The following is an 18,877-nucleotide window of genomic DNA, read 5'->3' on the forward strand; positions in this document are numbered from 1 at the left end:
TCGAGCACGCCGCGCGCGCGCACCAGCATACCCTCGCGCGGCTCGAAGCCGGGCTCGAGCTCGAGCTGCGCCCCTCGGAACAGCACCGCGCGCAGGATCGCGCGCTCGTCCTTCAGGTCGAAGTAGATGTGACCCAGGCGCGAGCGGTAGAGCGAGGCGACCTCGCCCTCCACCCGCACCTCCCCCCAGTCGCGGCGCAGCGCGCCGCGCAGGAGCTCCACGAGCTCCGACACACCGACCACCGGAAGGTCGTCGGTTTCGCGCTGGATGCGAGACACGCCCCGATGTTACTCGAAGCGAGTCACTCCCGGGCCTGGGCCGTGCCGTCGTGGTGCAGCTTCGAGAACACGGTCCAGCTCTTCAACAGCTCGACCGCGCGCTGCAGCTGGCGGTCGGAGTCGAGCTGCTTCACGAAGCGCGCTTCCTTGCTCTCGCTCGTTCCGCCGCCGTCTGGGCTGTCGGATTCGGTCGCCGGATCCGGCGCCTGCGCCGGAGTCGGCGCGGGTGCGGCGGCCTTCTTGTCCTTGTTGCCGAAGTGGCCAGCGAGGTCCTCCTCGCCCATGGCGTGGCGCTGCTGGTCCTTCGTCTGCTTGGCCGCAGTGAGCTCGGCGTCGCTGTACGGCTCGACCACCACGTCGGGCTGCACGCGCACCTCCTGGATCGAGCGGCCGCTCGGCAGGTAGTAGAGCGCGGTGGTGAGTCGCAGGCCGGAGCCGTCCTCGAGCGGGATGATGGTCTGCACGGAGCCCTTGCCGAAGGTCTGCGTCCCGATCACGAGCGCGCGCTTGTGGTCCTGCAGCGCGCCCGAGACGATCTCCGACGCGGAGGCGCTGCCGCCGTTCACCAGCACGATCATCGGATAGTCGGGCTCGGTGCCCTCCTTCTTGGCGTGCCACTCCATGCGGTTGCCGCCGTTGCGGCCCTCGGAGAACACGATCATGCCGTCGTCGATCCACACGTCGCCGACCTTCACCGCCTGATCGAGCAACCCGCCCGGGTTGTCGCGCAGGTCGAGCACCAGCCCGCGGAAGTTCCCGCCCGCCGTCTCGTGCGCCTTGGCCAGCGCCTCTTCGAGGTCGGGCGCGGTGCGCTCCTGGAACTGACTCAGGCGCACGTACGGGATGTCCTTGTCGAGCATGTGCAGAGTCACGCTCGAGACACGGATCGAGGCGCGCTTGATCACGAACGGCTTGGGCTGGTTCCAGCCGTCGCGCAGCACCTGGATCAGGATCTTCGTGCCGCGCGGGCCGCGCATCATCTTCACGGCCTCGAGCAGGTTCATGTCTTGCGTCGACTTGCAGGTCTTCTCGGTCCCGTCGGGACACACGGCCACGATCTGGTCCTTGGCGCGGATGCCGGCCAGCGCCGCGGGCGTGCCGTCGATCGGCGAGACCACCGAGACGAAGCCCTCGGCCTTGTCGCCGTCGCCCTTGGTGATCTCGATGCCGAGCCCCTCGAACTCACCCTTGGTGTCGCGCTGGACCTCCTTGTACAGGTCCTTCGACAGATACGACGTGTGCGGGTCGAGCGTGTCGAGCATGCCCTTCAGCGCGCCCTCGACCAGCTGGTGCTCGTCGACCTCCTTCACGTAGTTCTGCCGCACCAGGTGCAGCACGTTGGTGAGGAGCGCGAGGTCCTCGTAGCTCGGGCCCGTCGTGCTGGAGCGCAGCGTCGTGGCGCCGCCGGCCACGATCGCCGCAAGGAGCGCGATCGGAAGCGCGATGCGCGCGATGCTCGCCAGCCGGGTGCGTTGCGTGCTCATGAATGCCTTTCTCGTCTGCGGCTCACTTGGCGAGCCAGAGCGTTGGATCGACGGCCTTCCCGTCGTGACGGATCTCAAAGTAAAGCCCGGGTCCCGACGCCGATCCAGTCTCACCGACCGATCCGATCGTCTGCCCGGCGGAGACGCGGTCGCCCGCCGCCACGTGAACTTCGTCCAGGTAGCCCGATACCGACAGGTCCCCGCCGCCGTGGTCCAGGATCACCATCTGCCCGTAGCCGCGGAACCAGCCCGCGAACAATACCCGGCCCGGGGCGATCGCGGCGACCGGCGCGCCCGCCGGCGCGGTGATCTCGATGCCGGTGCGCAGGGTCTCGGTCTTGAACTCCTTGTCGACCTGGCGGCCGAAGCCGGCGCGCACGCGGCCCGCGACCGGACGCGGCGTGGCGCCGCGCGCCAGGCCGGTGCCGCGGCTGGGCGCAGGCGAGGTCGGCATGCTGCGCAGCGTCTCCTCCAAGTGGGCGGCGGCGGTGCGCAGCTCGCGGGCCGCCTTCTCCTCGCGCGCGGCGCGCGTGCGCAGCGCGGCCACCAGGTTGCGGCGCTGGATCAGGCGCTCGCGCGCCTTCTGCTCGCGGCCCGCGGCCTCGGCGCGCGCCTCGCCCACTTCCTTCAGCAGTGTCTCGCTGCGCTCGCGGCTGGCCTGGTAGTCGGCGCGCGCCGCCGCGACACGGGCGAACAGCGCGCGGTCCTCGGCCAGGATGCGCGCGAGACCCTCGCGCCGGCGCGTGAGCGACATGAAGTCACCCGAGGCCACGAGCGCGGTCTGGCCGCCCGAGGCGTCCCACTTGTAGAGCGCGACCAGGCGCGCATCGAGGCCGCGCTCGATCTCGGCCAGCGCGCGGCCCGACTGGTCGACGCCGCGGCGCGCAACGGCGAGCTCCTCGCCCGCCTCCTTCTCGCGCCCGCGCAGCAGGCGCGCGCTCCTCTTGGTCTCGGTCAGCTCGCGGTCGACGGCTTCGATCTCGCCCAGGTAGCCCTCGGCCTGCTTGCCCAGGTCCTTGGCCTTGGCCTCGCGCGCTTCGATCTCGCTGCGCAGCTGCTCGAGCCGAGAGCTCTGCGCGTGACTCGCGCAGGGCGCCGCGGCGAGGGCGGCCGCGAGCGCGGCGAGCCAGAGCGGGCGCGCGCGAGTCACCCGCGCTCGTCCAGGTTCACGAGCGAGGCGAGCGCGCCGCCCAGGCCCAGCGCCACGCCGAGCCCGATCAGCGCGGCGCTCTCCAAGCTGCCGAAGAACACCGCCGGCCGGCCGCCCAGCACCCACGAGAGCGCGTCGCCCAAGAGCGGCAGCCCGGCCGCGAACGCGGCGCGCAAGACCACGAGCGCCAGCACCGCCGCGAGCATGCCCTGCAGCGCTCCCTCGAGACAGAACGGGAGCCGCACGAACCAGCCGCCCGCGCCCACCAGCCGCTGGATCTGGATCTCGTCGGCGCGCGCGTGCAGCGAGAGCCGCACGGTGCTCGACACGATCGCGCCCAGCACCATCAGCAGGAAGGCGCCGAGCCCCACGCCGACCCACTCCGCGATGCGCACCACCTTGGCGTAGCCCTCGACCCAGGGCTCGCCCCAGCGCACCTCGGTGACTCCCGGCAGCGCCTCGAGCTTGGCCGCGAGCGCGCGAAGACGCGCCGGGTCGCGCACGTCGGCCGGCGGCGAGATCTCGAACGAGCCGGGCAGCGGGTTGCGCTCGAGCCCTTCGAGCACTCCGGCGTCGCTGCCGAGGTCGGCGCGCAGGCGCTCGAGCGCCTGGGCGGGCGAGACGTAGACGACCTCGCCCACGCCTTCCTGCGCGCGCATGCGCTCGGCCAGCGCGGCGACCCTCTCGTCGTTGGCCGGCGCGTGCAGCTCGGTGAACGCCACCAGCCGCAGGTCCGCGCCGGCGCGCGCGAGCACGCCGCGCAGGTTGGCGACGACCAGCAGATAGGCACCCAGCACGAGCAGCCCCGCCGACATGGTCGCGACCGCGAGCAGGAACACGGCCGGACGCTCGGCGGCGCCGCGCGCGCCGGCGCGCAGCGCGGCGCGGATCCGCCGGCTCATGCGCACGTCCATCACGCGCGAGTCACTCCGAGCTGGCGCAGCGGGGTCGAGTACTCGTCGGGCCCCGTGGCCGACAGGAGCCGCCCGCCGTCGAGCACGACGCGCCGGTGGCGGTAGCGCTCGAGCAGCGCCGGGTCGTGGGTCGCCACGACCACCGTGGTTCCGCGCGCGTGCGCGTCGGCGATGATGTCCATGATGTCGAGCGCGAGCGCCGGGTCGAGATTGCCGGTCGGCTCGTCGGCCAGGAGCAGCGGCGGGTCGTTCACCAGCGCGCGCGCGATCGCCACGCGCTGCTGCTCGCCGCCCGAGAGCATGCGCGGCTTGTGGTCGATGCGGTGCCCCAGGCCCAGGCGCTTCAGCATGCTCCACACGCGGGTGCGGATCTCGCTGCGAGACACTCCTGCGATCTCGAGCGCGATCGCCACGTTCTCGAACACCGAGCGCTCCGGCAAGAGCTTGAAGTCCTGGAAGATCACGCCGATCTGGCGCCGCAGGTGCGGCAGCTGCGTGGCCGGCAGGCGCGTGATGTTGCGCCCGGCCACGAGGATCTGCCCCGCGCTCGGCTTCTGCGCGCCGAACAAGAGCCGCAGGAGCGAGGTCTTGCCCGCGCCGCTCGCGCCGGTGAGAAACACGAAATCGCCCTTCTCGAGCACCAGCGACACGTCGCGCAGACCATACGTACCGCCCGCGTAGCGCAGGTCGACGTGGTACATCTGGATCATGCGCGCCTCCGGCGGAGGGGAGGCGAGTCTCTGCGACTAGCGGCTGTTCAGGTGCGAGAGGATCACTTCGTCGAGCGTGCGGCGCGTGATCACGCCGGCGCCGAACTCGGCCGCCGGCGACGCCACGCCTGCAGACGGGTTCGTGACTGCGTCGGGCGACACCAGCCCGAGCTTGTCGTCGAGCTTGCCCGACTTGAGCGCCTGCACCATCGCGCTGTGCTGCGCTTCCATGAGCTGCCGCACGACGGCTTCGCTGTCCGCGGCGCCCTTCACCTGGTTCGCGTAGCTGGTCTTCTTCGAGAAGAGGATCGCACCACCGGAGTACAAGAGCGTGATGATGCTCGGGCTCTCCTTGCCGCCGTCCTCGGTCTGGACGTGGAAGATGTGCCCGCGGTAGCGGATGTTCGTGTTGAAACCGCCGACCATGTCCTCTCACCCCTCCGGCGCCGATGGTACGGAATTCTATCGGCGAGTCATTCCTCTCCGTGAAGGGTGCCCGGCCCGAGTCGCCTCGGACCGGACACCCTAGGGGGGACGGTCTCAGCCGACCGTCGAGGGAGAACTCGTGCGCCGGCGCAGCGCGCCCAGCGACCCGAGCGCGGCGGCCAGCGTGGCGGCGAGCGCCGGCTCGGGCGCGGCGATCGGTCCCGTGCCCGGCGTGGGCACGTCGAGCAGGCCGAAGTCGGCGGCGTTGTCGTTCGTGTCTCGGTTGGCGAACAAGCGCGCGACGCTCTGGCCGGCTGCGGCACCGGGCGCGGGCGAGCCCTCGCCGGCGAACACGTCGCTCGCGGCGAACGTGCCGTAGCCGAGTGAGTCGAGCGCGTTGCCCAGCGCGTCGCGCAGCACCACCGAGTCGGGGCCGTTCTGCAGGTCGAAGTTCAGCACCAGGTCGACGTTCGCCACCTGCGACGCCGTGCCATCGGTGTCGCCGACCACGAAGAAGCCGTCGGCCGGGATGGTGCCCGTGAGCGCCAGGGTCGGCCCGACGGCGCCGTCGCCGCCGTTCACGCCCTCGAGCTTGTAGCCCTCGAGCGAGGTCCCGGCCGCGCCCCACAGCTCGACGAAGACCTTGCCGTTGTCGCTGCCGGTGGCGTCGTAGAGCACCTCGCTGATCTGCACCGCGCGCGCGCTCGGCGCCGCGAGCCCTGCCGCCAGCGCCGACGCGAGCAGGAAGTGGATGGTTCGCTTCATCTGGGTTCCCTCTGGTCATCGAGGGGTGAGCCGTGTTCGAGGCGGGAGAACGTCCCGCCGCTCCAGGCGTCGAGCTGCGCCGCCAGCTCGGCCGCTGCCAGCTCGAGCTCGGCGCGCTTCGCGTCGTCGGCCGCCAGCTCCGAGAGCTGCCCGATCACGCGCAGGCGCTGGAAGTACAGGTGGTTCACCCGCTCGAGCACCTGGTCGCGCAGCGAGACCACCAAGCGGCGCTCGCGCGACACCGCCAGCGGGTCGTCGGGCGAGACGAAATCCGACAGCTCCCAGACCAGGGTCACGGCCGCGTCGTAGCCGTGACTGTGCGAGTGAGCCGAGTCGAACAGGTCGTGCGTGGCGCCGCTCGAGAAGGACTGGTCGCGGCCGCCGTTCCACTCCCCGTCGCGGTCGAGCCCGGCCACGGCGCGCAGCTCGGGATACAGGCCCTTCCAGCGCGCGCGGCTCTCGATCTCGGACAGGCGCGCGGGCTCGAGCTCCTGGTAGGCGAGCACGGCGCGCTGCAGTTCCATGATGCGCGCCGCGTGCGCCTCGGGATCGCGCGGGCGCGGCAGCGGCGCCGGCGGCCCGGGCTCGAGCGCGAACGAAGCCAGGCCGCGCTCGGTGGCGACCCACACGCGGTCGCGCTGCAGGCTCAGCCCGAGCGCCTCCACCGAGAGTGACTGGCGGCCCGCCCCCGTGCCGAGCTCCGCGATGCGGTAGCTGTACAGCCCGCGTTCCGCCGCGACCCACAAGCGCTCGCCCGCCGCGGCGATGCGGAACAGCGCGCCGTCGCCGAGCTCGATCTGGCGCGCGCCGGCGCGGTCGATGCGCCACACGCCCGCGGCGACACCGAGCAGTGTCACTTCGCCCGAGCGGGCCGCCCCGCGCAGCTCCCACCAGCCGGGCTCCACGCCGGTGAGCCGGCGTGTGAAGCCCGCGGCGCGCGACCCGGCGTAGAGCGCGCTCTCCAGCCCGACCCAGACCTCGTCTCCGGCGCACGCCACCGAAGCCACGTCGCCGGCGGGCACCGACTCGACGCGCTCGAACTCGGCCTGCCCCGGTCCGCGCACGTAGAGACCGGCCGCGGTCGCGGCCCACACGGCGCCGTCCGGATCGACCGCGAGCCCGCGCGGATCGGCGCCCGCGCCCAGCGCGATGCGCTGCGCCGACTCGCCGGGCGCGCGCAGCGCGAACAAGCCCGCGCCGGCGGCGATGAACAGCTCGGGCCCCGTGCTCGCCAGGTCCAGGATCGGCTCGGCCGGCAGCACGAGCGCCCAGCCGCGGCCGTCGGACGGCTCGCGCCGGTACAGCCCGGACTCGGTGCCCAGGAACAGCGCGCCCGCGTGAGTCACGAGCCGCGTGGGCCGGTCGGGCGGCGCGATGCCGTCCCAGTCGGGCACCACGGCGTCGGCGAGCACGAGCGCGGCGAAGAGAGCGGTGGCGGCACGCAGCATGGCCGGGGCGGATCGCAAGCGCCGTGCCGCGCCGGCGGCACGCGAAAAGCCGAGTGACTCCCAAGGCGATGTGAACGCGCGTCGGCGGCGCGAGAAAGGCGCGGCACGCCGAGGGCTTCGGTTGAAGCGACTCCGGCCCCCACCTAGAATCGCGGCGTGTTCCGCGCTGCGCTTCCCCTGTTTCTCGCCGCGGCGCTCGGCGCCGTGCCGCTGCTCGCGCGCGCGGACGTGTACCGCTGGGTCGACGACACCGGCGCGACACACTTCTCGACCACCCGCGACGCGATCCCGCGCCGCTATCGCGACGCCGCCCAGCTCATTCCCTCGCCGCCGCAGAAGGTGGAGAACCCGAGCCACTCGCAGCCGCCGCCCCCGCCGGTCAAGGCGCCGGAGCCGGTGCAGGGGCCCGACCTGCCGGTGCCGGCTCCGAACGAGCTGCCGGCGCCGGTGAGCGGCCCCGAGGGCAACGCCGCGCCGGTCCCGGTCGAGCCGTCCGCGGTCGCCCCCGTCTCGGCCTCGCGGCCGGACGACCCGCGCGGCGAGGAGATCGCCGAGCTCGAGGGACGCATCGAGCGCGACCGCGAAGAGCTGCGCAAGCTGATCTCGACCCAGCGCTGGGACTCGAGTGAGCTGGCGAAGGACCCGCACGTGCGGGAGATCGCCGAGCGGCTGCCGCGCCTGCAGGCCGAGCTGGCGGTGCTGCGCTCCGAAGGCGAGCACTGAGTCCGATGGCCCGCCGCGTGGTCGCGCTCGCCGGAGGCGTCGGTGCGGCGCGCTTCCTCACGGGCCTGGTGCGCGTGCTGCCGCCCGAGGAGCTCACGGTCGTGGTCAACACCGGCGACGACCGCGACTTCTTCGGGCTGCGCGTGTGTCCCGACCTCGACATCGTGACCTACACGCTGGCGGGCGTGGTGAACCGCGAGACCGGCTGGGGCTTCGACGGCGACACCGTGCAGTGTCTCGAGGCGCTGCGCCGGCTGCGCGGCGACGTCTGGTTCCGGCTCGGGGACCGCGACCTCGCCACGCACATCCACCGCAGCGAGCGCCTGCGCGCGGGCGCGAGTCTCTCACAGGTCACGCGCGAGCTCACCGCCGCGTTCGGCCTGCGCGTGGAGCTCCTGCCCATGAGCGACCAGCCTGCGCCCACGCGCGTGGTGCGCGCGGACGGCGCGGTGACCGACTTCGAGGAGTACATGGTGCGCGACGGCGCGCCCGACGACGTGGCGCGCCTCGATCTCGGCCCGGCGGCGGCGGCTCCGCCCGCGCCGGGCGTGCTCGAGTCACTCGAGCGCGCCGAGACTGTGATCGTGTGCCCGTCGAACCCGTTGGTCTCGATCGGCACGATCCTGGCGGTGCCGGGCGTCCGGGCGCGGCTCGAGGCGCGGCGCGACGCCGTGTCGGTCTCGCCGATCATCGCGGGCGCGCCGGTGAAGGGCCCGGCCGACCGGCTGCTGCGCGCACAGGGCGTCGAGGTCTCGGCGCGCGGCGTGGCGCAGCTCTACCGCGGCTTCTGCCGCGGCATGGTGATCGACCGCCGCGACGCGGCGCTGGCGCGCGAAATCGAGTCACTCGGGCTCGCGGTGCGCGTCGAGGAGACCTTGATGCGCACGCCGGAGATCGCCGCCGAGCTGGCGCGCGCCGTGCTCGCGCTCGCCGGTCGCTCGCCATGAGGACGGCGGCGCTCGTGCCGGTGAAGGACTTCGCGCGCGCCAAGAAACGCCTGCGCGCGCGCTTCGACGACCGCGCGGTGGAGCGCATCCTGCGCGCGCTGCTCGCCGACGTGCTCGGCGCGCTCACGGCGGCCAAGCGGCTGGAGCGCACCTTCGTGCTCTCGGACGACGAGGCGGTGGCTGCGGCCGCGCGCGCGGCCGGCGCCGAGGTGTGGCTGAAGGTGCCCGACCCCGGCCTGAACGCGGCGATCGACGGCGCCGCCGCGGAGCGCGCGGCCGAGGGCTTCGACGCGGTGCTCGTGGCGCTCGGCGACCTGCCGCTCCTGACCGGCGCCGAGGTCGACGCGCTGGTCGAGGCGGGCGCGCGCGCGCCGGTGGTGATCGCGCCGGCCGACGACGGCGGCACCGCGCTCCTGCTGCGCCGCCCTCCGCTCGCGATCCCCGCGCGCTTCGGGCCCGAGAGCGCGGCCGCGCACGAGGCCGCGGCGCGCGAGCGCGGACTGACTCCGCTCGTCTGGTCACTCCCGGAGGAGTCACGCATCGATCTCGACACGCCCGAGGACGCGGCGCGCCTGGCCGCCGCGTCGCGGCGCTCGCGCACCTGCGAGCTGCTGCGGGAGCTGTTGCGATGAGCGAGCTCCGGCTGCGCGCGCTCGACGGCCTGCCCGAGATCCCGCCCGGCGACGACCTGCCGACGCGGCTCGCCGCGCTCGTGCCGCCCGGCCCGGGCGTGCTGGTGGTCGCGCAGAAGATCGTCTCGAAGGCCGAGGGCCGGCTCGTGTCGCTGGCCGACATCGTGCCCTCGCCGCGCGCGCTCGAGCTGGCGGCGCAGCTCGGCAAGGAGCCGAGACACACCGAGCTCGTGCTGCGCGAATCCGTGCGCGTGGTGCGCACGGCCCCGGGCGTGCTGATCACCGAGACCCCGCACGGGCTGATCTGCGCGAACTCGGGCGTCGACCTGTCGAACGCGCCCGGAGACGAGGTCGCGGTGCTCCTGCCACTGGACCCGGACGCGTCGGCGGAGCGCATCCGGCTGGCGCTCGGACCGGGCCGCGCGGTGATCATCAGTGACACGTTCGGGCGGCCGTGGCGCGAAGGCCTGGTCGACGTGGCGATCGGCGTGGCCGGCCTCGCGCCGCTGCGCAGCTACATCGGCTCGACCGACCGTGCCGGGCGCGAGCTGCAAGTCACCGTGATGGCGCGCGCCGACCAGATCGCGGCCGCAGCGGGCATGCTGATGGAGAAGGAAGCCGGCACGCCGGCGGTGTGGGTCGAGGGAGTCGCGATCGAAGGCAAAGGCGGCTCGCGCGAATTGATCCGCGATCCCGCCCGCGACTTGTTCAGATGAAGGGGCTCGGGGCGGCCCCCGCCTCGCGCGATGAGCTCGGCTCGCCGCTGAGCTAGAGTCGGCCCGCCTTGGACGCCGTCACTCCGGCCCCTCGACGTCTCGGAGACTTCACGCTCTCGTGGGGAGCGGTCCCGATCGTGCTGCTCGCGTGCGTGGTCGGCGCGATCGGCACCTTCGTGGCGGTTGCGCTGCTCGACCTGATCGCGCTGATCACGAACCTGGTGTTCTTCCAGCGCGTCGCGTTCACGCCGGTCTCGCCCGGCTCGGCGCCCCACCCGGCGTGGCTCGTGCTGCTGGCGCCGGTCGTGGGCGGGCTGGTGATCGGGGCCATGGCGCGCTTCGGCTCCGAGGCGATTCGCGGCCACGGCATGCCCGAGGCCATCGACACCATCCTGCGTGGCGGCAGCAAGGTGCGGCCGCGCGTCGCGATCCTGAAGCCGCTGTCGGCGGCGATCTCGATCGGCACCGGCGGGCCGTTTGGGGCCGAGGGGCCGATCATCATGACCGGCGGCGCGTTCGGCTCGGTGTGCGCGCAGCTCCTGTCACTCACGGCCGACCAGCGCAAGACGCTGCTCGTGGCTGGTGCCGCGGCCGGCATGACGGCGACCTTCAACGCGCCGCTCGCGTCGATCCTGCTGGCGGTGGAGCTCTTGCTCTTCGAGTGGCGGCCGCGCAGCTTCCTGCCGGTGACTGCGGCCGCCGCGGTGGCGGCGATCTTGCGCGGCTACGTGATGGGCGCCGAGCCGCTCTTCCCGGTCGAGCACGTCGCGCCGGCGCTCGGCGTCGGCGAGGACCTGTTGTGTGTGGTCGCGGGCTTCACGGGCGGCGCGCTCGCGTTCGTGGCGACGCGGCTCGTATATCTCTCGGAGGACACGTTCAAGCGCCTGCCCTTCCACTGGGCCTGGTGGCCCGCGATCGGCGGCCTGATCATCGGGGTCGGGGGCCTGGTCGAGCCGCGCGCGCTCGGTGTGGGCTACGACGTGATCGCCGAGTTCCTGCGCGGCAACGCAGCGCTGTCACTCATTCTCGGGATCCTGGTCGTGAAGACCGCGATCTGGTCGCTGTCACTCGGCTCGAGCACGTCGGGTGGCGTGCTCGCGCCCGTGTTCATGATCGGCGCCGCGCTGGGCGCGCTCGAGGCGCGCTTCTTCCCCGCCGTGGCGCCGGGCTTCTGGTCGCTGATCAGCCTGGCCGCCGTGATGGGCGGAGTCATGCGCTCGCCGCTCACGGGCGTGGTTTTCGCGCTCGAGCTGACGCACGACTGGACGGCGCTGTTGCCGCTCACGATCGCGTCGGCCGCGGCCTACGGCTTCTCCGCGCTCACGCTCAAGCGCTCGGTGCTGACCGAGAAGGTCGCGCGCAAGGGCTTCCACCTCACGCGCGAGTACTCGGTCGACCCGCTCGAGGGCCTCTTGGTCGCCGACGTGATGAAGAGGACCTTCACCGCCTTCCAGGCCAAGACACCGCTCTCGGAGGCGATCGCGACCTTCGTGGCCGAGCACGGGCCGTCGCTCGAGGCGCAGCGCAGCCAGCCGTTCTACCCGGTGCTCGACGAGGCGAACGCGCTGGTCGGCTTCGTGACGCGCAGCGAGCTGGTGCGCGCGGCGCTGCTGGGCCGGCCGTCGAGCGCGACGCTCGAGGAGATCGGCCTGCGCATGCCCGAGGTGTGTCACTCCGATCTCACCTTGCGCGAAGCGGCGCACCTGTTCGCCGAGTGGGGCATCGCCGTGGCGCCCGTCGTCGCGCGCGCGGACCCGAGCCGCGTGATCGGCCTGGTCCACCTGACCGACCTGCTCGAGGGCCGTTTGCGCGACCTGAAGGAGGAGCGCGTGAGCGAGCGCGTGCTGCACTTCCGCGACCTGTTGCGGCTGCGGGGTCAGTGACTCGCTACCCGATCAGTCGCTTGCTCGCCAGGTCCGCTCCCGCGCGCAGGCTGCGCAGCTTCTCCCACACGATCTCTTCCGCCACCTCGCCCAGGCCCGCCGCGGTCGCGAAGCCACAATCCGTGCCGGCCAGAACGCGGCGCGGGTCACCCACGGCCTCGGCCGCGCGCTCGATGCGCTCGGCCACGACCTCGGGGTGCTCGACGTAGTTGGTCGTGGTGTCGATGACTCCCGCCACCAGGTTCCAGTCGGCCGGCAGCGGGTGGTCGCGCAGCACGCGGTGCTCGTGGGCGTGTCGCGGGTTGGCCATGGAGAGCACGAGCGCGCCGACCTTGGCGCGAGTCACCAGTGGAAGCAAGGGCGCCAGATCCACGTCGTGAGTGTGCGGGCCCTCGTAGTTGCCCCAGCACACGTGCAGCCGCACCTGCTCGCGCGGCACGTTCGCCAGCGCCTGGTTCGTGGCCTCGACCACATGACTCACGAAGGAGAGGAAGTCGCCCAGCGGCCGGTCGGCGAACAGCGTGTGGCGCTCCATCGCCAGGTCCGGCGCGTCGATCTGCAGCACGAAGCCGGCGCGCGCGATGGCCTCGTACTCGGGGCGCAGCGCGCGCGCCACGGCGTCGACGTAGGCCTCGAGCGTCGGGTAGTGCGCATTGCCCAGCGCCGCGGCCACGATGCCCGGCGAGGGCGCGGTCACGAAGCACTCCGCGAAGCGGCGCGGCTGCCCGGCGAGGAGCTCCGCCAGCGCCGCGCACTCCGCCGCGCACTCGCCTCCGCCCAGTGACTCGACCGGACCCACGGCCTGCGGCGCGGTCAGCAGGTTCACCATGTCGCGCGCGAAATCCGGCGCCTTGAGGCGCAGGAAGCTCGGGTAGGCCGTCAGGTCGCGCATGAACGGCCGCTGCGACTTCCCGCCGAAGCCCGTCATGCGCTCGGTCACGTGCGTGAAGAAGCTGCCGCGCGACTGCTCGCCGTCGTTGCCCACGTCGATCCCGACCTCGAGCTGGCGCGCGACCACGGCCTCGGTGGCGGCGCGCGACAGCCGCGCGAGCTCGGCCGGATCGACCGGCTCGCCGCGGCTCTTCTTCGCGTGCAGCGCGTTCAGCGCTTCGGGCCGGGGCAGGCTGCCGGCGTGCGTGATGAGCATGCGATCTTCGCTGCGCTTCACGCGCGCAGCTTATCTCAGGCCCAGGGCATCCCGTCGGGTCGCTTCCATGCGAGCCCGGTCCACTCGGCGAGCCACGACGCCACGGGCGCGAGCCCCGTGCTCTTGTCCGCGGAGACCGCCGCCACGTGCTCCGGCGCGAGCTTCAATGACTCGCACAGCGCCTTGCGCGCGCGCTCGACCTCGGAGCGGCCGAGCTTGTCGCACTTGGTGAGCGCCACGCGCGCGGGGATCTGCTGGGCGGCGAGGAAGCGCGCGAGCTCGCGCTCCTCTTCCTGCACGCCCCGCCGCGCGTCGACCAGCACGAGCGCGCCGCGCAGCTCGCCGCGGTGATGAGTCAGGTAGGACTCGACCAGCGGCGCGAACGCCGCGCGCTCGGCGCGGCTGCCCGAGGCGTAGCCGTAGCCCGGCAGGTCGACGAGATAGGCGCGCTCCTCGACCCGGTAGAAGTGGATGCGGCGCGTGCGACCCGGCGTCGAGCTCGTGCGCGCGAGGCCACGCCGTCCGACCAGGCGGTTGATGAGCGACGACTTGCCCACGTTCGAGCGCCCGAGCACCGCGACCTCGGGCAGGCCGTCCGTGGGGAACGCGCTCGCGTCGGCGGCGTCGGCGGTGAGCTCGGCGTGCAGGATCCGTCCTCGTTCGTCCGATTGATTTAGGGGGCCCGCGAATCTACCCTGCGGCGGGTTCCGGCGGCACGGGGAGGCATGGTGAGCAAGGGTGTGCAGATCGCGCTCGCTGCGCTGTCGGTATTCGCCGGCGTGGTGATCGTGCTCACTCTCGGCGCCTCCGGCGAGGGTACCTTCCGCTACTACGCAGATCTGGGCCAGTTCGCGGCCGCGCCCTCGAGTGAGACCGCGCAGGCGGTGCGCGTGCACGGCTTCGTCGCCGCGGGCTCGATCGCGAAGGATCTCGCCGCCGGCCACGTGGACTTCACCGTCGAGGACAAGGCCAAGCAGCACACGCTCGCGGTGCGCTATCTCGGCATCGACGTGCCCGACATGTTCAAGGACGGCGCCGAGGTCGTGGTCGAGGGCAAATACCAGTCGGGGCTCTTCCTGGCCGAGCGCGTGATGGCGAAGTGTCCCTCGAAGTACGAGGCGAAGACCGGCGAGAAGACCTGAGAAGCGAGGGAGACGGAGTTGCTCGTCACACTCGGACAGATCGCGCTCCCTCTCGCGGTGTTCTTCGCGGCGTTCGCGCTCGTGACTGCCGTGATCGGCGGGCTGCGCGAGGCGCAGCCATGGGTGCGCACCAGCGAGCGCGCCGTGATCGGGGTGTTCATCCTCCTGGTGCTCGCGATGGCCGGGGTGGAAGCGGCGCTGATCGGCGACCGCTTCGACCTGCAGTTCGTGCAGCAGATCTCGGCGCGCGAGCAGCCGCTCCTGTTCAAGATGGCGCTGTGGGGCGGCCAGGCCGGGTCACTGCTGCTCTGGACCTTCATGCTCGGCCTGATGAGCTTCCTGGTGGTCGTACAGAACCGCAACCGCAACCGCCGGCTCATGCCGTGGGTGGTCGCGGTGATGATGATCAACATCCTGTTCTTCGGATCGATCGTCTCGTTCGTGACCAGCCCCTACGCCGCGCTGCCGCCGGGTCAGTCGTGGTCGAGCGGACAGGGCATGAACCCGCTGTTGCAGCACCCGGTCATGCTGATCCACCCGCCGATCCTGTACACGGGCTTCATCGGCTTCTCGGTGCCGTTCGCGTTCGCGGCCGCGGCGCTGATCACCGGTGAGCTCGGCACGACCTGGTTCGAGACCACGCGCCGCTGGTATCTCACGGCCTGGTTCTTCCTGGGCTGCGGGCTCATGCTCGGCGGGCGCTGGGCGTACGAGGTGCTGGGCTGGGGCGGTTACTGGGGCTGGGACCCGGTCGAGAACTCGTCACTCATGCCGTGGCTCGCCGGCACGGCGTTCCTGCACTCGGTCATGATCCAAGAGAAGCGCGGCATGTACAAGATCTGGAACTTCGCGCTGATCGGGCTGGCCTACGCGCTGTGCGTGTTCGGCACGTTCCTGACCCGCAGCGGCGTGGTGCAGTCGGTGCACGCCTTTGCCAACGCGGGCTGGTTCGGGAAGATGTTCCTGGCCTACGTGCTGCTGCTGGCGCTCGGCTATGCGGCGCTCCTGATCTGGCGCGTGCCCGACCTGCGCAGCCAGGTGCGGCTCGACTCACTGGTGTCTCGCGAGGCCAGCTTCCTGCTCAACAACTACGCCTTCCTCGCGCTGCTCGCGATCGTGTTCTACGGCACGATCTTCCCGGTCGTCGCCCAGCCGATCCTGCACGCCGAGATCCACTACGGCCCGCCGTTCTTCCAGAGACTGGCCGGGCCGGTCGCGATCTTCCTGTTGTTCCTCACCGGGGTCGGGCCGCTGATCGCGTGGCGCCGCGCCACGTGGGTGAACCTGCGCAAGAGCTTCGTCTGGCCCGCCGCCTGGTCGCTGCTCACCGCCGTGGTGCTGCTGGCCGCGGGCATGCGCCGCTTCTACCCGATCGCGTTCCTGTCGCTGAACGCGTTCGTGCTGGGCACGATCGCCGAGGAGTACGGCCGCGGAGTGCGCGCGCGCATGCGCCACGGCGAGAGCGCACTCACTGCGCTAGTCGAGCTCCTGCGCCGCAACCAGCGCCGCTATGGCGGCTACGTGGTGCACGTGGCCGTGGTGCTGGTGTTCGTGGGCTTCGCGGGCGCGACCTTCAACTTCGACAAGACCAAGCTGCTCTCGCCCGGCGAGAGCTGGGACCTGGCCGGCTACACGCTGCAGTACCGGCAGGCGCGGCCGGTCTCGAACCCGCACTACGCGGGCGCGGTGGCGCGGCTCGCGCTGTATCACGACGGCCAGCCCGTCGCGATGCTGTTGCCCGAGAAGCGCATGTACTTCCAGCAGGAGCAGCCGACCACCATCCCCGCGGTCTCGTCGAGCTTCACCGAGGACTTCTACGTGATCCTCGCCGGGCTCGAGCCCGACCAGCGCGCCGCGATCAAGGTCTACGTGAATCCGCTGGTGAACTGGATCTGGATCGGCGGGTTCATGTTCGTGTTCGGCAACATGCTCCTGCTCTGGCCGCTGCGCGGACGAGAAACCGCCTGAGCGAGCGATGACCCTGCGCGCGGCACTGATCGGGCTCGTGCTCCTGGCCTGCGCCGCGGCCGCGGACGCCGCCACGCTCGAAGGCCGGGTCACCCATCCCACCCGGCCCAACGCGGGCGCGAAGCTCCTGATCGAGGTGCTCGGGCTCGACAAGGAGGAGAACCCGATCTCGCGCAGCACCACCAGCGACGCGACGGGTCACTACCGCTTCGACAACCTGCCCTCGCCCGCGGCCTATCTCGTGCGCGCGCACTACGACGGGCTGGCGTTCCCGGGCGGCAGCGCGGCGTTCCGCAGCGGCGACCCGGCGCAGAAGCAGACGCTCGACTTCCAGGTCTACGACCAGACCACGGACGGCTCGAAGCTCAAGCTCACCTCGCTGCAGTGGGTGATCGGCCGCAGCGCGGGCGTGTGGCGCATCCAGCAGAGCGCGACGATCGCGAACCCGAGTCAGGAAGTCGTGCTCGTGCCGCCGCCCCAGCCTGCGCCGGTGACCGTGGGCGTCGCGCCGGGTCACGGCCCGCTCGACACCATGATGGGCCGGCTGCCCGAGGGCGTGCAGGCGCAGAACGCGACGGCCGAGATCCGCGGGCCGGTGTTTCCGGGCGAGCAGGGCTTTCTGTTCCAGGTCGAGTACGACCTCGAGCAGAAGGGCGATCTCGCGACCGAGATCGCCGTGCCGACGGGCGTCGAGGACCTGACCGTGTACGTGCAGGACTTCGGGATCGACGTCGACGCGGGCGATCTGCACCCCGCGCGCCCCGCGCGCCAGGACGACCAGATCTACCAGGCGTTCCTCGGCTTCGACGTGCCGCCGGGCGCACGCCTGCCGCTGCACGTGCGCGTGCTGCCGCCCGCGAGCCCGCTGCCCCAGTCACTCGTGATCCTGCTGGCGGCGCTGGGCGCGGGCGCCCTGCTCTACTACGTGGGCGCGCCGCTGGTGCGCGATGCGCTGGTGCGCGCTCCGCGCCCCGACGAGTCACTCGAGCCCGAGAGCCCGGCCAAGGCGGCGCTGGCCGCGGCGCTGCGCGACCTGGAGCACGACTTCGAGACGGGCAAGCTCTCGATCGAGGACCGCGAGCGGCTGCGCACCGACCTGCGGCGCGAGGCGCTGGCCGCGCTGGTGCGCGAGCGCGGCGCGAGTCACTCGGCGCCGCCCGAGCCGGCCGCGCCGGCCGCCGCGTGCAGCTGCGGGCGCATGCCCTCGGCGGGCGACCGCTTCTGCGCCGCCTGCGGAAGACCGCTGTGAACGCGCTCGACGCCATCGGCGTCGTGAAGCAATACGGTCCGGTGCGCGCGCTCGACGGGATCGATCTGTCGCTCGCGCCCGGCACGATCGCGCTCCTGCGCGGGCCGAACGGCGCGGGCAAGAGCACGCTCCTGCGCGTGCTCGGCGCGCTCACCCGCCCCACGCGCGGCAGCGTGCGCGTGCTGGGCCGCGACCCGTTCCGCTCGGCCGACGCGGCGGTGCGCGCGCGCGTCGGCTTTCTGGGCCAGAGCGCCGCGCTCTACGGCGAGCTCACGGTCGAGGAGAACCTGCGCTTCGCCGCAGGGCTTCGCGGCGCCGACGGCGCGCAGGTCGCGCGCGCGCTCGACGCGTTCTCGCTCGGCGACCTGCGCGACCGGCGTGCGCGCACGCTCTCGCAGGGCTTCCGGCGGCGCGTGGGCCTGGCCCGCGCCCTGCTCGGCGAGCCAGCGCTGCTCTTGCTCGACGAGCCCTGGAACGGCCTCGACGCGGACTCGGCCGCAACGCTCTCGCGCCTGCTCGAGTCGCTGCGCGCGCGCGGCGTCGCGGTGCTCGTCGCCAGTCACGCCACGGCGGAGCTGCCGAAGCTCGACCGCGAGTGGCTGCTCGAGGGAGGGCGGCTGCGGTGAGCGGGCCGCGCGTGTTCCTCGAGGTGTTTCGCAAGGACCTGCGGCTCGACCTGCGCAGCCGCGACCGGCTGGGTCACATGGCCGTGTTCGCGTTCCTGGTCGTGACCCTGCTCTCGATCGTGGTCCCGGTCTCGAAGGCGGAGCGGCTGTCGTGGAGCCCGGCGCTGCTCTGGGTGGTGATGCTGTTCACGTCGCTGCTCGGGCTCGGGCGCACGTTCCAGTCCGAGACCGAGGAAGGGGCGATGGAGCTGCTCGTGCAAGCGCCCGTCGACCGCGGCTGGGTGTTCTTCGGGAAGGCGCTGGCCAGCCTGGTGGCGCTGTTCGCGGTCGAGCTCTGGACCGCGGTGCTGTTCACCGTGTTCCTCGACGTCGACTGGAGCGCGGGGCTCTGGGGCTGCGCCGGCGCGGGCGTGCTCGGCGCGGTCGGGCTCGCAGCCGCCGGCACCCTGCTCTCGGCGATCGCATCCGGCGCGCGCTTCCGCGAGTTCCTGTTCCCGGTGCTGCTCTTCCCGCTGGTGCTTCCCGACCTGGTCTTCGCGTCGCGCATCACGGCGGATTCGCTGGCGGGGAGCGAGATTGCGGGCGTGTCCTGGGCGATCTTTCTCTTATACGACTGGGTATTCGTGCTGATAGGCTTCTTCGCCTTCGACTTCGTACTGGAGGACTGAG

At 72.4% G+C, this 18,877-nt stretch carries 20 protein-coding genes; 10 read left to right on the forward strand and 10 right to left on the reverse strand.

The window, feature by feature from the left end:
- From VMR86_15120 to VMR86_15155, 8 genes are all read right to left on the reverse strand, one after another.
- Positions 1–278: exodeoxyribonuclease VII large subunit (locus VMR86_15120; protein ID HTO08375.1), on the reverse strand; the 278-nt coding region annotated here is incomplete at its 3' end.
- Positions 279–301: 23 nt separating this feature from the next.
- The gene (locus VMR86_15125; protein HTO08376.1) at positions 302–1,762 is read right to left on the reverse strand and encodes a S41 family peptidase; all 1,461 of its coding nucleotides are present in this window, start codon (positions 1,760–1,762) and stop codon (positions 302–304) included.
- Positions 1,763–1,784: 22 nt separating this feature from the next.
- Positions 1,785–2,912 (reverse strand): peptidoglycan DD-metalloendopeptidase family protein, encoded by a 1,128-nt coding sequence (locus tag VMR86_15130; protein ID HTO08377.1) that lies wholly within the window; start codon positions 2,910–2,912, stop codon positions 1,785–1,787.
- Positions 2,909–3,814: a permease-like cell division protein FtsX gene (locus VMR86_15135; GenBank protein HTO08378.1), complete on the reverse strand. Its 906-nt coding sequence runs from the start codon at positions 3,812–3,814 to the stop codon at positions 2,909–2,911. Before VMR86_15135 ends, VMR86_15130 begins: the two co-directional genes overlap by 4 nt.
- Before the next feature lie 11 nt (positions 3,815–3,825).
- The gene (gene ftsE / locus VMR86_15140; GenBank protein ID HTO08379.1) at positions 3,826–4,536 is read right to left on the reverse strand and encodes a cell division ATP-binding protein FtsE; all 711 of its coding nucleotides are present in this window, start codon (positions 4,534–4,536) and stop codon (positions 3,826–3,828) included.
- A gap of 36 nt (positions 4,537–4,572) precedes the next feature.
- Positions 4,573–4,962, reverse strand: coding sequence for a hypothetical protein (locus tag VMR86_15145; GenBank protein ID HTO08380.1), 390 nt, complete (start codon positions 4,960–4,962; stop codon positions 4,573–4,575).
- A gap of 114 nt (positions 4,963–5,076) precedes the next feature.
- Positions 5,077–5,727 carry a lamin tail domain-containing protein gene (locus VMR86_15150; GenBank protein ID HTO08381.1) on the reverse strand — a complete coding sequence of 217 codons (651 nt, stop codon included), beginning with the start codon at positions 5,725–5,727 and terminating at the stop codon, positions 5,077–5,079.
- Positions 5,724–7,175, reverse strand: a complete 1,452-nt coding sequence (locus VMR86_15155) for a hypothetical protein (GenBank protein HTO08382.1) — start codon at positions 7,173–7,175, stop codon at positions 5,724–5,726. The genes VMR86_15150 and VMR86_15155 overlap by 4 nt, the downstream gene beginning before the upstream one ends.
- Positions 7,176–7,331: 156 nt before the next feature.
- On the opposite strand from VMR86_15155, the gene VMR86_15160 reads away from it, so the two are divergent.
- From VMR86_15160 to VMR86_15180, 5 genes are all read left to right on the forward strand, one after another.
- The gene (locus tag VMR86_15160; protein HTO08383.1) at positions 7,332–7,898 is read left to right on the forward strand and encodes a DUF4124 domain-containing protein; all 567 of its coding nucleotides are present in this window, start codon (positions 7,332–7,334) and stop codon (positions 7,896–7,898) included.
- A 5-nt stretch (positions 7,899–7,903) separates the two neighbouring features.
- The gene (cofD, locus tag VMR86_15165) at positions 7,904–8,845 is read left to right on the forward strand and encodes a 2-phospho-L-lactate transferase (GenBank protein ID HTO08384.1); all 942 of its coding nucleotides are present in this window, start codon (positions 7,904–7,906) and stop codon (positions 8,843–8,845) included.
- Positions 8,842–9,477 carry a 2-phospho-L-lactate guanylyltransferase gene (gene cofC / locus VMR86_15170; protein ID HTO08385.1) on the forward strand — a complete coding sequence of 212 codons (636 nt, stop codon included), beginning with the start codon at positions 8,842–8,844 and terminating at the stop codon, positions 9,475–9,477. The genes cofD and cofC overlap by 4 nt, the downstream gene beginning before the upstream one ends.
- Positions 9,474–10,193: a coenzyme F420-0:L-glutamate ligase gene (gene cofE, locus VMR86_15175; protein HTO08386.1), complete on the forward strand. Its 720-nt coding sequence runs from the start codon at positions 9,474–9,476 to the stop codon at positions 10,191–10,193. Before cofC ends, cofE begins: the two co-directional genes overlap by 4 nt.
- A gap of 137 nt (positions 10,194–10,330) precedes the next feature.
- Positions 10,331–12,076: a chloride channel protein gene (locus tag VMR86_15180; protein HTO08387.1), complete on the forward strand. Its 1,746-nt coding sequence runs from the start codon at positions 10,331–10,333 to the stop codon at positions 12,074–12,076.
- 4 nt (positions 12,077–12,080) lie between these two features.
- Here the strand turns inward: VMR86_15180 and VMR86_15185 are convergent, their stop codons facing one another.
- Both VMR86_15185 and yihA read right to left on the reverse strand, forming a co-directional pair.
- On the reverse strand, positions 12,081–13,244 hold the full coding sequence (locus VMR86_15185; GenBank protein HTO08388.1) for a cobalamin-independent methionine synthase II family protein: 1,164 nt from the start codon (positions 13,242–13,244) through the stop codon (positions 12,081–12,083).
- Positions 13,245–13,258: 14 nt separating this feature from the next.
- A complete protein-coding gene (gene yihA, locus VMR86_15190) occupies positions 13,259–14,062 on the reverse strand; it encodes a ribosome biogenesis GTP-binding protein YihA/YsxC (protein ID HTO08389.1) in 804 nt (267 codons plus the stop codon).
- On the opposite strand from yihA, the gene VMR86_15195 reads away from it, so the two are divergent.
- From VMR86_15195 to VMR86_15215, 5 genes are read left to right on the forward strand one after another with little or no spacing between them, the layout of a single operon-like run.
- Entirely contained in the window at positions 13,949–14,365 is a 417-nt protein-coding gene (locus tag VMR86_15195; protein ID HTO08390.1) for a cytochrome c maturation protein CcmE, read from the forward strand. The two genes, yihA and VMR86_15195, sit on opposite strands and share 114 nt — an antisense overlap.
- Before the next feature lie 18 nt (positions 14,366–14,383).
- Positions 14,384–16,333 carry a heme lyase CcmF/NrfE family subunit gene (locus tag VMR86_15200; GenBank protein HTO08391.1) on the forward strand — a complete coding sequence of 650 codons (1,950 nt, stop codon included), beginning with the start codon at positions 14,384–14,386 and terminating at the stop codon, positions 16,331–16,333.
- A gap of 7 nt (positions 16,334–16,340) precedes the next feature.
- Entirely contained in the window at positions 16,341–17,582 is a 1,242-nt protein-coding gene (locus VMR86_15205) for a carboxypeptidase-like regulatory domain-containing protein (protein ID HTO08392.1), read from the forward strand.
- Positions 17,579–18,208 (forward strand): heme ABC exporter ATP-binding protein CcmA, encoded by a 630-nt coding sequence (gene ccmA, locus VMR86_15210; GenBank protein HTO08393.1) that lies wholly within the window; start codon positions 17,579–17,581, stop codon positions 18,206–18,208. The genes VMR86_15205 and ccmA overlap by 4 nt, the downstream gene beginning before the upstream one ends.
- Positions 18,205–18,876 (forward strand): heme exporter protein CcmB, encoded by a 672-nt coding sequence (locus VMR86_15215; protein ID HTO08394.1) that lies wholly within the window; start codon positions 18,205–18,207, stop codon positions 18,874–18,876. The genes ccmA and VMR86_15215 overlap by 4 nt, the downstream gene beginning before the upstream one ends.
- Position 18,877: the final 1 nt, after the last annotated feature.

It is taken from the genome of Myxococcota bacterium (assembly GCA_035498015.1).
Taxonomy (GTDB): domain Bacteria; phylum Myxococcota_A; class UBA9160; order SZUA-336; family SZUA-336; genus VGRW01.